We start from the raw sequence: 12478 nt of genomic DNA on the forward strand, positions 1-12478 counted from the left end.
ATAATCAAATAAATAATATCTCAGTGTAAAAATGGAGTTTTTATACTCCATTTTTATACTGTTTTAAATTTACACTCTCACGCCATACAAAATATCCAAACACCATCACTATTATCACTCCGCTTATTCCTGCGGAAAAAATACAAAAAACTAATCCCTTGCAATCAGCAAAACTAAATATGAATGAAACTAATTTTCCCATTATCAGACCAATTGCAATCCAAAGTGTAGGCTTTATAATATTGTCAATTGCCGAAAAGTTAAAATCCACATATTTATGAATATAAAAACTATGTAACAAAGTCACAACAAGATTACTTATAAGCAAGCCAATCAGATACCCTTCTACCCCAAAAACAGGAACTCCGAACCATAGTGAGGCAAGTCGTATTACAACCCCAATAACATTGTGAATAAAGGCAGCATTAGTAAGCCCCAGCCCGTGTAAGATGGAGCCAAGTGTAATGGAAAGATAGAGAAAAGGGCAAAGCCAGGCAAGAATCATTATGTATTCGCCGGCAAGAGGCTGCCTGAAAATATTTGTTCCAATAAAATCGCCATAAAAAAGAAAAACACCAACACAGAAAATCCCCGTAATCATAGAAAACCAAATAGAATATTCTGTTGTTTTTTTTATGCCTGAAACGTCGTTTCCGGAATTTGCACCTGCTATGGTAGGAAGCAACATAGTGGAAACGGAAGTGTTTATGGCAGAAGGAAAAGTAACCACCGGAAGGGCCATTCCGGTTAAAATTCCATAAATACTTAAAGAATCGGACAGGGATAACCCGCTTTTTAAAAGTACAGTTGGAAAAATAACAGCTTCCAAAGTCTGTAAAAAAGTAAGCATTATTTTGTTCAAAGTCAAAACATAAGAAACAGAAAACATTTTCTTCATTACGGAAAATATTTCAGATATCTTAAAAGCAAAAAAACGTTCACCAAATATTGCAATCAAACAAAAAATAACCCCGCACAATTCAGAAATAACCATAGAATAAACTGCAATTATAGGAGTAATGGAAAAACCTTTTTCAACCCATACAAGCCATAAAATAAAAAGTGAAATAACTTTTGCAATCTGCTCAACAACACCTGACCAGGCTGGAACAAAAGTTTTTTTGAAACCTAAATAATAACCCGTTATGCAGGCGTGAAAAGTGGCAAGTGGAATAGTGAAAGAGGCGTATTTCAACAGCTCAGTACAACTTTTGTTTTTTATAATAAATAAAGAAACAGGCTCAGCGAAAAAATACAAAACTCCCAAGGTAATAAAAGAAAGACTAAGTGACATAATAATACTGCTGATAAGCACAAGAAAACATTCCTTTCTACTTTTGCTTTCAGCAACAAAGCGTGAAACAGCAATTTGGATTCCACCGCAACTTAGGGCAATGCAAAAAACAAGTACAGGAAAAATTAATTGAAAAACTCCCATACCTTTAGCACCTATTAGGTTAGAAAGGAATATTCTATATAAGAAACCTATTATTCTGCTTAAAAGACTAGCTATGGTGAGAATAATAGTGCCTTTAATAATTGGATTTTTGTTAAGCATAGTGTACTGCCTGAAACGCATTTATATAAAATATTCAAAAAAACAGGAATTATGCAAAAACAATAATTATAACAACATAAAAAGGGCAGACAATCAATTGTTTAGAAAAAACTAAAATTTGAACATAAAACGAAAAATGGGAGAATAATATGATTTATTTAGATAACGCAGCTACCACAAAAATATGTGAAAAAGCTGTTAAAGCAATGGAACCTTATTTAAAAGAAGAATATGGCAATCCGTCAGGAATTTATTCCATAGGAAGAAAGACAAGGGAGCAGGTTGAAAAGGTAAGATGGACAATTGCAAAATCGTTAAACTGCAAACCTGAAAATATTTTTTTTACTTCAGGGGGAACCGAGTCGGACAATTGGGTTTTGGACAACGGCGCATATTTAGGTAATCACATTATAACGTCAAAAATAGAGCATCACGCTATTTTAAATAAATGCAAACAGCTTGAAAATGAAGGAATAAAAGTCACATATGTAGACGTTGACAAAAACGGTTTTGTGGATATGGAGCAAATTAAAACTGATTACAAAGACGGATTTGAAAATCCTGTGAGAACTTCGCTGGTTTCGATTATGTTAGCAAACAATGAAATCGGAACAATTGAGCCTATTAGAAATATAGCAATGGTGGCACATAGGAAAGGAGTTCTGTTTCATACTGATGCAGTTCAGGCTTTTGGACACATACCAATAGACGTAAATTATCTTGGAGTGGATATGCTTAGTGCCAGCAGTCACAAATTTAACGGCCCTAAAGGCGTAGGTTTTCTTTACGTGAGAAATCCAAAGGAAATGATGCCTTTGATTTATGGCGGCGGTCAGGAAAAGGGCAAAAGAGGTGGAACGGAAAATGTGGCCGGAATAATAGGAATGGGGGCGGCAGTTGAAGATTCTATGAGAAATATGAGTGCCCGCTACAATAAAGAGAAAAATCTAAGAGATTATATGGTAAAAAGAATACTTGGAGAAATTCCAAACGTAAGTCTAAACGGTCATTACACAAACAGACTTCCGGGCAACGCAAGTTTTACTTTTGATGGCATAAATGGAACATCTCTGGTAGTAATAATGGATGAAGAAGGAGTGTGTATTTCTGCCGGCTCAGCCTGTGCTGCATCAGCAGAAAAGCCGTCCCACGTAATAAGCGCCCTTGGAATACCGAAAGAAAAAGCCTATGGAACAATTCGAATAACCATAGGCCATGAAAATACAAGAAAAGAAATCGATTACACCGTTGAAAAATTAAAAGCCAGTGTGAAAGAACTAAGAGCAAAAAGCTGAAAATTAAGTTAAAAAATCATGTAAAAATCAAATTTATTTTTTGCAGATAAAATTAAGAATCAAATTTAAATTTGTTAATAAAATCAAGTCAAAATAGAATATTAAGTTATTACAATTTAAATAGTAAAAACTTTTAATTTATATTTTTCAACGATTTTTTCAACCAAATCAAAACCGGAACCAATAAATTGGGCTTTGTGAGCATCGGAACCTACGGTAACATAAAGCCCACCAAGTTCCTTGTATCTTCTAATTATATCCGTGTGTGGATTTGGGAAATCAAATCCTTTAGAAAAGTTTGAAGTGTTAATTTCCAACTTAATATCATTTTCAATAATCATTTTCAAAATCTCATCTATAACATCAATGTAATCAGCCACACTGTAATTATTATCCTTGTTAGGACTGTAGCGGACAATGTAATCCAAATGCCCGAGAGTGTTGACAGTGCGGGGAGTGGTGCAAGTGTTTCTTCCTATAAAAAATTTCAAGGAATCCAACAAAGTTTTAAAATAAAGTTCAAAACAGTCACGGTCATTTTTTCCTTTCCAAAACTCTGCATAATAAGGATCCATTTGGTCAACAATATGACAGGAGCCAATGACAAAATCAAAATCGTAGGAATCAAGAAATTTATGGCACAAAGAAAAATTGTCAGAAGTAAGCCCCAGCTCAACACCTTTTAAAATATTGATTTTGGAAGAATATTCATTCCTTAAAGAATTCAAAACTTCAAAATATTTGGGAAAATCAATATAAGGCGATTCCCCCTTAATTGGCCAATTAAAGTCCTGATGGTCAGTAAAACAAATCTGTTTCATGCCAAGAGCAATGGCTTTCTCAACAATAGCCCTAGGAGATTCCTCGGAATCAAAAGAAAAACTGCTGTGTACATGGTAATCTGAAAACATAGTAAAGTCCTTTCTGTGTATGAATATAAGTTGATAATGTGCCTGAGCTAGTTAAATATTAGCATAAATTAGATAATTACGGTAGTCACAGAAAAAAGAAGTTGGTAATCCGTAATTCCATAAAATCGTATCAATTTTGCTAATTTGACAAAAATTTAACAAAAAACCAAAAAATAAGCAAAAACAACTTGATATTTGCAAACTTATTATGTAAAATAAGCATAGGTTAATGAAAATTAACAATAGCAAAAAAACTTATTATAGGAGGACAATTAAATGTCAGTAAAAGTTGCAATTAACGGTTTCGGACGTATTGGACGTCTTGCATTCAGACAGATGTTCGGAGCAGAAGGCTATGAAGTAGTAGCTATTAACGATTTAACAAGCCCAAAGATGTTAGCTCACTTATTAAAGTATGATTCATCACAGGGTAAATATGAAAAGGCTGATACAGTTTCAGCTACAGATGATTCAATCATCGTTGATGGAAAAGAAATCAAAATCTATGCAGAAGCTGATGCTTCAAAATGTCCTTGGGGCGAATTAAACGTAGACGTTGTATTAGAATGTACAGGTTTCTATACATCAAAGGCTAAAGCACAGGCTCATATCGATGCTGGTGCTCGTAAGGTTGTTATCTCAGCTCCAGCTGGAAACGATCTTCCAACAATCGTTTACAATACAAACCACAATACACTTAAGCCAGAAGATACAATCATTTCTGCAGCTTCATGTACAACAAACTGTTTAGCACCTATGGCTGATGCTCTTAACAAATACGCTCCAATCCAGAGTGGTATCATGTTAACAATTCATGCTTACACAGGTGACCAGATGACTCTTGATGGACCACAGAGAAAAGGTGATTTAAGAAGATCAAGAGCTGCAGCAGTTAATATCGTTCCTAACTCAACAGGTGCTGCAAAAGCTATCGGATTAGTTATTCCAGAATTAAACGGAAAATTAATCGGTTCTGCACAGAGAGTTCCTGTTCCAACAGGTTCAACAACAGTTCTTACAGCTGTAGTTAAAGGAAAAGATATCACAGTTGAAGGTATCAACGCAGCTATGAAGGCAGCTTCAAATGAATCATACGGATACAACGAAGATGAAATCGTATCAAGCGATATCGTAGGAATGAGATATGGTTCATTATTTGATGCTACACAGACAATGGTATCAAAGGTTGATGAAGATACTTATGAAGTACAGGTTGTTTCATGGTATGATAACGAAAACTCATACACAAGCCAGATGGTTAGAACAATCAAATACTTCTCAGAATTAGCTTAATTTCTGATATTTATTATTAGATCCAAAAAGGGTCCGGCTGATTGGGCCGGGCCTTTTCTTTTAGAGTGGCAAATTATCTTAGAATGAATAATGGGTATAACTTTGTAAGAAGTGAGAGTTTATAATTGAGATTACAAACAGCCACAGAATAAAACGGATAAATCTAAAAAGATTAAATCAATGAAAGGAGCAAATTTATGCTTAACAAAAAATCAGTAGATGATATTAACGTTAAAGGCAAGAGAGTTTTAGTTCGTTGCGATTTTAACGTACCTTTAAAAGAAGGAGTTATCACAGACGAAAACCGTCTTGTTGCAGCTCTTCCAACAATCAAAAAATTAATCGGAGATGGTGGAAAAGTTATTCTTTGCTCACATCTTGGAAAACCAAAGGGAGAACCAAAGCCTGAATTATCACTTGCACCAGTTGCTAAGAGACTTACTGAATTATTAGGTCAGGAAGTTAAGTTTGCTGCTGATCCTGAAGTAGTAGGACCAAACGCAAAGGCTGCTGTAGAAGCAATGAATGATGGAGATGTAGTTCTTCTTGAAAATACACGTTACCGTGCAGAAGAAACAAAGAACGGCGAAGCATTCAGCAAAGAATTAGCTTCACTTTGTGATGTATTTGTAAACGATGCATTCGGTACAGCTCATAGAGCACACTGCTCAAACGTTGGTGTGACAAAATATGTTGACACAGCAGTAGTTGGATACTTAATGCAGAAAGAAATCGATTTCCTTGGAAATGCAGTAAACAATCCAGTAAGACCATTCGTAGCTATCCTTGGTGGTGCTAAGGTTGCTGATAAGCTTAATGTAATCAACAACTTACTTGAAAAGTGCGATACACTTATCATTGGTGGTGGTATGGCATATACATTCATCAAAGCTCAGGGTGGAAAAGTTGGTATTTCATTAGTAGATGATTCTAAGTTAGATTACTGTCTTGATATGATGAAGAAAGCAGAAGAATTAGGAAAGAAATTATTACTTCCTATCGATACAGTAGCTGCTGACGGATTCCCAAATCCTATCGATGCTGAAATCGAAACAATGATCGTTCCAACAAACGCAATTCCTGATGACAAAGAAGGACTTGATATTGGACCTAAGACTCGTGAGTTATTCGCTGATGCAGTTAAGAACGCTAAGACAGTAGTATGGAACGGACCTATGGGCGTTTCAGAAAACCCTTGCCTTGCAGCAGGTACTATTGCAGTAGCTAAAGCTTTAGCTGATACAGATGCTACAACAATCATCGGTGGTGGTGATTCAGCAGCAGCTGTAAACAACCTTGGTTTCGGTGATAAGATGACACACATCTCAACAGGTGGTGGAGCTTCACTTGAATTCCTTGAAGGAAAAGATTTACCAGGTGTAGTAGCAGCTAACGACAAGTAGAGTTAAGGCAAATGAGTCCATTTACACAAAAACAAATCAAGAACAATGAATGTTCGCATTCATTGTTCTTAGATTGATTTTTGTGAAGTTGGCGAATGCCAGCGTGCTTATTGAAGCAGAGCATCAATAAGATAAGGACATTAAATATAGAGGAGACATTAACATGAGAAAGAAAATTATCGCAGGCAACTGGAAAATGAATAAAACTCCTAGCGAAGCAGTTGCTTTAATTAATGAATTAAAACCATTAGTACAGAATGAAGATGTTGACGTAGTATTCTGCGTACCAGCTATTAGCATTGTTCCAGCTATGGAAGCGGCTAAAGGCACAAACATCAACATTGGTGCTGAAAATATGTACTTTGAAGAAAGTGGTGCATATACAGGAGAAATCGCTCCTAACATGTTAACAGATGTTGGAGTAAAATACGTTATCATCGGACATTCAGAAAGAAGAGAATACTTTGCTGAAACAGATGCAACAGTAAACAAGAAAGTATTAAAAGCTTTCGAACATGGTATTACACCAATCATCTGCTGTGGTGAAACTCTTGAACAGAGAGAACAGGGTATTGCAGTAGACTTTATCCGTCAGCAGATTAAGATTGCATTCTTAAATGTAACAGCAGATCAGGCTAAGGAAGCAGTTATCGCTTATGAACCAATTTGGGCTATTGGAACAGGTAAGACAGCTACATCTGATCAGGCAGAAGAAATCTGTGCAGCTATCAGAGAATGCATCAAAGAAGTATATGATGAAGCTACAGCTGAAGCAATTAGAATTCAGTATGGCGGATCAATGAATGCCGGAAATGCAGCAGAATTACTTGCTAAACCTGACATTGATGGTGGTTTAGTAGGTGGCGCAAGCTTAAAACCAGATTTTGGCAAGATTGTTAACTATAATAAATAAGTATATATATGAGACGGAATGCCACTAGTTGGCATTCTGTCTTGTTTAATGAAGGGTAAAAAATGAAACTAAAAAACAAAATAATAAAAACAGCAGTTATGGTAGTTGCTGTGTGTGGAATAACTTTTGCATTTCAAACTAATACATATGCAAAGAAGAATTTTAAAGTTACCCCATCAAAAGTAGAAAAACAGTCAAAAAAGAGCTTTAGAACAATAACAACAAAATATACAAAACATTATCTTGGATTAAATGCATTTTTAGATAAGATGGAAAAAGCAGGTGGGGGAACCCTTACAATAAAGAAGGGAACATATTATATATCAAATGCCATTTATGTGCCATCCAATACAACAGTAGTGTTTGAGAATGGTGTAGTGTTTAAAAAAATAAACAAAACAGGAACAAACTACAAGGCATCAGGATCAATGTGGCAGATTTGTCCAAGAAGTAAGAGCAAAAAAAAGAATAGTATAGGGAAATATAAAGGTGCAAAGAATGTTACATTCAAGGCCAAAGGCAAGGTAACATTCGATATGGGCAACATTGCAGGAATTACAATTGTTGCCGCACATAATCAGAATATTGATATTTCAGGAATAACATTTAAGAACCAGAATGGAAATCATTATGTCGAAGTTAATGGTTCAAAAGATGTTAATATACATGATTGTTATTTTGGAAAGTCTAAAAAGAGTACTAGAGAAAAGTACTATATGAAAGAAGCAATTAATATTGACTTGGCAGACAAGGCAACTCATGGATTGCCACTTGATTGGGTCAAGAAAGACAAAACACCATGCTATAATGTTACAGTTGAAAATAATGTTTTTGACAGTACAACAAGAGGTGTTGGAACACATAAGTATTCACAAAACAGCAAAGGTGAAAATATCTATCATCAGAATATAACAATAAGAAATAATGAATTTAAGAATATTCATGATAATGGAGTTTTTGTTTTAAACTGGAAGAATACAAAGATTGAAAATAACAAGTTCACCAATATTGGTAATTCATCAAAGAAGAGCTATAGCTCAGGTGCACATGCCATTTCAGGAGGTGGCATTGAAGAAATTAATATTACAGGAAATACTTTTACAAAGATTAAGAGAAATCCTGTATATTTCTGTATCCAGCAAAATGTAGGTAGCGGAAGTAACTACAAAAAAGTTGGAATGAAAATAACAAAGGAAGAAACAAAGGCAATGCTTGATAATAAAGTTTCTGATTGCGGTTATGATATGAATAGCATATTCCACGGATATGATATTTTGTATTTTAAGGGGTCAGGAGAAAGATCAAGATCTAATGCCGTTGGAGTAAACATAAATAAGCAAATAATCTCTTATGGATTATAAATATATTAAAAAGGAGATAAGACAATGAGCAAGAAACCTACAGTATTATTAATATTAGATGGTTATGGTTTGAATGACAAAAAAGAAGGCAACGCAGTAGCATTAGCTAACACACCTGTTATGGATAAACTTATGGCTGAATATCCATTTGTAAAAGGACAGGCTAGTGGCATGGCAGTAGGACTTCCTGAAGGACAGATGGGTAACTCAGAAGTTGGACATCTTAACATGGGTGCAGGAAGAATTGTATATCAGGAATTAACAAGAATTACAAAAGAAATAGAAGATGGAACATTCTTTGAAAATGAAGAATTAGTAAAAGCAATGGAAAATGCAAAGAAGAATAACAGTGCTCTTCATATTTTCGGACTTTTATCAGACGGTGGTGTTCACAGCCATATTACACATATGTATGGAACACTTGAAATGGCTAAGAAATTTGGCCTCGAAAAAGTTTATGTACATGCATTCTTAGATGGTAGAGATACACCTCCTGCATCAGCAGCAGAGTATATGCAGCAGATGGTAGACAAGATGGCTGAAATCGGTGTTGGTGAAGTTGCTACAATTTCAGGTCGTTATTATGCAATGGACAGAGATAACAACTGGGATAGAGAAGAAAAAGCATATGTAGCAATGACAAAGGGTGAAGGTGTTGAAGAAACAGATCCTGTTCAGGCTATTAAGAATTCATATGCTAAAGACGTTACAGATGAATTCGTTCTTCCTACAGTAATTAAGAAAGATGGACAGCCTGTAGCTACAATTACAGACGGTGACTCAGTAGTATTCTGTAACTTTAGACCTGACCGTGCCCGTCAGATTACAAGAGCTTTCTGTGCAGATGATTTTGACGGTTTTGCAAGAGAAAAGAAATTAGACCTTACATTCGTATGCTTTACAGAATATGATGTAACAATTCCTAACAAATTAATTGCATTCAAGAAAGTAGAAGTTAAAAATACATTTGGTGAATACCTTGCAGCTCACAATATGAAGCAGGCAAGAATTGCTGAAACAGAAAAATACGCACACGTAACATTCTTCTTTAACGGTGGTGTTGAAGAACCAAACGAAGGCGAAGACAGAATCCTTGTTCCTTCACCTAAGGAAGTTGCAACATATGATCAGAAGCCTGAAATGAGCGCACCAAAGGTATGCGAAAAGATGGTAGAAGCCATCAAATCAGGAAAATACGATGTAATCATTACAAACTTCGCTAACCCTGATATGGTTGGTCATACAGGAATCGTTGAAGCTGCAGTAAAAGCAGTAGAAACAATTGACGAATGTGTAGGCAAAGTAGTAGATGCAATCAAAGAAGTAGACGGACAGATGTTTATCTGTGCTGACCACGGAAACGCTGAACAGTTAATTGACTATGAAACAGGCGAACCATTTACAGCACATACAACAAACCCTGTACCATTTATTCTTGTAAATGCTGATCCATCATACAAATTAAGAGAAGGTGGAGTGTTAGCAGACATCGTTCCTACATTAATCGAATTAATGGGAATGGAACAGCCAAAAGAAATGACAGGAAAATCATTAATTGAAAAATAATGGGAGAATCATTAAATGATAAATAATAGAATTAGTACAATATATCAATTAAGTGATATATAGCCAACTAATAGTTATTAGGCAATTAATAGAACAATTGATAATTGAAATTCTATAAATATGGTTATACAAAAGTCGCTATGCTAACGGAAACGGAAGCGTAGTGGCTTTTTGCTTATGTACAAATTTTGATGGCAGAGAACCCGAAAGTCAACTTGCAAAGGACATAGACAGGAAAGTGTTTGAAGCCAGAAACAATAAACAGTGGAGGCGAGAGTATATGTCATATCAGATGGAATTGGATAAGCAGTTTAGGAATGGTCGAGAGGAAGAGCGTAGAAATATAAACAAGTTAAACAAAGCATTATTATCAGAAAAGAAATATGAAGAGCTTGAAAAGTCGACAAGCGATGAAGAATATCAGAGAGAACTGATGAAGAAATACAAAATAATAGAGTAAAAACAAATTTAGATTATTAATAAAAATCTCCAAAATACGCATACTGATTAAAAAGTGTATTTTGGAGGTTTTTTATGTATAAGTATTTGAAAATTGTTGATATAAGAGGTCGCGAGGTTTTGGATTCAAGAGGCAATCCTACTGTTGAGGCACAGGTAACGGTAAAGGCAGACGGTAAGGCTGGGGAGCTTTTTACTGCAATAGCAGACGTGCCTTCAGGAGCGTCAACAGGAAAGTTTGAGGCGATGGAGCTACGCGATGGCGACAAGAGATACAACGGTGCCGGTGTGTCGCAGGCTGTGGAGAATATTAATAAGGAGATTTATCCTGCTTTGGAGGGAATGAATGGTCTGAATCAGAGAAAAATTGACAGCACAATGATTGCCATTGATGGAACCGAAAACAAAAAGAAGTTGGGAGCAAATGCTATTCTTGCAGTGTCCATGGCGAATATGAAAGCTTGCGCCAAGGCTTTGAAACTCCCAGAATATCAATACATTGGTGGAATTTGTGGAGAAAAAATGCCAATTCCAATGATGAATATCCTAAACGGCGGGGCGCATGCGTCTAACAATATTGATGTTCAGGAATTTATGATTCTTCCAGTGGGCGCGCAGTCTGTCAAGGAGGGCATTAGATGGTGTGCGGAAGTTTATACTTGTTTGAAAAAATTGTTAAAGAAAGATAATCTTTCAGTTGCCGTAGGGGATGAAGGCGGCTTTGCACCAAATCTTTCAGGCGAGGAAGAAGCACTTGACTTGATTATGGCTGCCATAATTGATGCAGGCTACAGACCGGGCAAGGATTTTATGATTTCCCTTGACGTGGCTGCTTCTGAGTGGAAGGGTGACAGGAAAGGTCATTATCGTATGCCAAAGAAAAATGTAGAAATGGACACAGATCAGCTTATTTCGTTGTGGGAAGATATCGTAACCAATTATCCAATTTTTTCAATAGAAGATCCACTGGATGAGGAAGATTGGGAAGGCTGGAAAAAAATAACCGCTGCCCTTGGCGACAAAATCCGATTAGTTGGAGATGATCTTTTTGTTACTAATGTGGCAAGGCTCAAAAAAGGAATTGATGAAAAGTGTGCTAACGCAATCCTTATAAAACCAAACCAAATCGGTAGTGTGATGGAGACAATCGAGGCGGTCCGTATGGCACAAAGTCAGGGTTATATTGCCATAATGTCACATCGTTCGGGCGAAACGGAAGACACAACAATAGCCGACCTTGCCGTTGCCCTAAACACAGGCTATATCAAAACAGGAGCACCTTGCCGTGGTGAAAGAACTGCAAAATACAACCAGTTGATTAGAATAGAAGAAATGCTAACAATAAAATAACAGATAATTCCTTCTGATTTCGAAACGGAACTCTAATAATTTTACTTGATTTTACCATCTATATATGCTAGAATCATTATGTTTGAATGCGTTATAGGAGGTGGAGACTCATGACATTATTAAGAGTACTTACAGTAGTATTTGTATTAATATGCTTAGCAATAACAGTAGTAATCTTACTTCAGGAAGGAAAGCAGGCAGGATTAACTGGTGCAATCAGTGGTGCTGCTGACTCATATTGGGGAAAGAACAAAGGACGTTCTATGGAAGGAAAGCTTGAAAAAGCAACAAAGGTTTTCGTAGTATTATTCTTTGTAATCGCAATTGTACTTAATATGAAATTCTTAGGATATTAATTTGAAATAATAA

At 35.9% G+C, this 12478-nt stretch carries 11 protein-coding genes; 9 read left to right on the top strand and 2 right to left on the bottom strand.

Annotated elements, in window-relative coordinates; translation table 11 throughout:
- Positions 1–40: 40 nt before the first annotated feature.
- Complete coding sequence (locus NQ558_RS06965) at positions 41–1558, bottom strand: oligosaccharide flippase family protein (RefSeq protein ID WP_005363853.1); 1518 nt, start codon at positions 1556–1558, stop codon at positions 41–43.
- A 149-nt stretch (positions 1559–1707) separates the two neighbouring features.
- Here NQ558_RS06965 and NQ558_RS06970 point away from each other — a divergent pair, with 149 nt between their 5' ends.
- Positions 1708–2853, top strand: coding sequence for a cysteine desulfurase family protein (locus NQ558_RS06970; RefSeq protein ID WP_005363856.1), 1146 nt, complete (start codon positions 1708–1710; stop codon positions 2851–2853).
- A 116-nt stretch (positions 2854–2969) separates the two neighbouring features.
- Here the strand turns inward: NQ558_RS06970 and NQ558_RS06975 are convergent, their stop codons facing one another.
- Positions 2970–3764, bottom strand: a complete 795-nt coding sequence (locus tag NQ558_RS06975) for a histidinol-phosphatase HisJ family protein (RefSeq protein WP_005363857.1) — start codon at positions 3762–3764, stop codon at positions 2970–2972.
- A gap of 276 nt (positions 3765–4040) precedes the next feature.
- Here NQ558_RS06975 and gap point away from each other — a divergent pair, with 276 nt between their 5' ends.
- The 8 genes from gap (at position 4041) to secG (ending at position 12465) form a co-directional block, all read left to right on the top strand.
- On the top strand, positions 4041–5057 hold the full coding sequence (gene gap, locus NQ558_RS06980; protein ID WP_005363858.1) for a type I glyceraldehyde-3-phosphate dehydrogenase: 1017 nt from the start codon (positions 4041–4043) through the stop codon (positions 5055–5057).
- A gap of 197 nt (positions 5058–5254) precedes the next feature.
- Positions 5255–6460 (top strand): phosphoglycerate kinase, encoded by a 1206-nt coding sequence (locus NQ558_RS06985; protein WP_005363860.1) that lies wholly within the window; start codon positions 5255–5257, stop codon positions 6458–6460.
- A 163-nt stretch (positions 6461–6623) separates the two neighbouring features.
- Positions 6624–7373: a triose-phosphate isomerase gene (gene tpiA / locus NQ558_RS06990; RefSeq protein WP_005363862.1), complete on the top strand. Its 750-nt coding sequence runs from the start codon at positions 6624–6626 to the stop codon at positions 7371–7373.
- A gap of 62 nt (positions 7374–7435) precedes the next feature.
- Positions 7436–8734 carry a right-handed parallel beta-helix repeat-containing protein gene (locus NQ558_RS06995; RefSeq protein WP_005363864.1) on the top strand — a complete coding sequence of 433 codons (1299 nt, stop codon included), beginning with the start codon at positions 7436–7438 and terminating at the stop codon, positions 8732–8734.
- A 24-nt stretch (positions 8735–8758) separates the two neighbouring features.
- On the top strand, positions 8759–10300 hold the full coding sequence (gene gpmI, locus NQ558_RS07000; protein ID WP_005363866.1) for a 2,3-bisphosphoglycerate-independent phosphoglycerate mutase: 1542 nt from the start codon (positions 8759–8761) through the stop codon (positions 10298–10300).
- Positions 10301–10580: 280 nt separating this feature from the next.
- Positions 10581–10760, top strand: coding sequence for a hypothetical protein (locus tag NQ558_RS07005; RefSeq protein WP_005363868.1), 180 nt, complete (start codon positions 10581–10583; stop codon positions 10758–10760).
- A gap of 74 nt (positions 10761–10834) precedes the next feature.
- On the top strand, positions 10835–12109 hold the full coding sequence (eno, locus tag NQ558_RS07010) for a phosphopyruvate hydratase (RefSeq protein WP_005363870.1): 1275 nt from the start codon (positions 10835–10837) through the stop codon (positions 12107–12109).
- Between the two features lie 110 nt (positions 12110–12219).
- A complete protein-coding gene (gene secG, locus NQ558_RS07015; RefSeq protein WP_005363872.1) occupies positions 12220–12465 on the top strand; it encodes a preprotein translocase subunit SecG in 246 nt (81 codons plus the stop codon).
- Positions 12466–12478 lie beyond the last annotated feature (13 nt).

The organism is Eubacterium ventriosum (assembly GCF_025150745.1).
In the GTDB taxonomy this organism is placed as follows: domain Bacteria; phylum Bacillota; class Clostridia; order Lachnospirales; family Lachnospiraceae; genus Eubacterium_G; species Eubacterium_G ventriosum.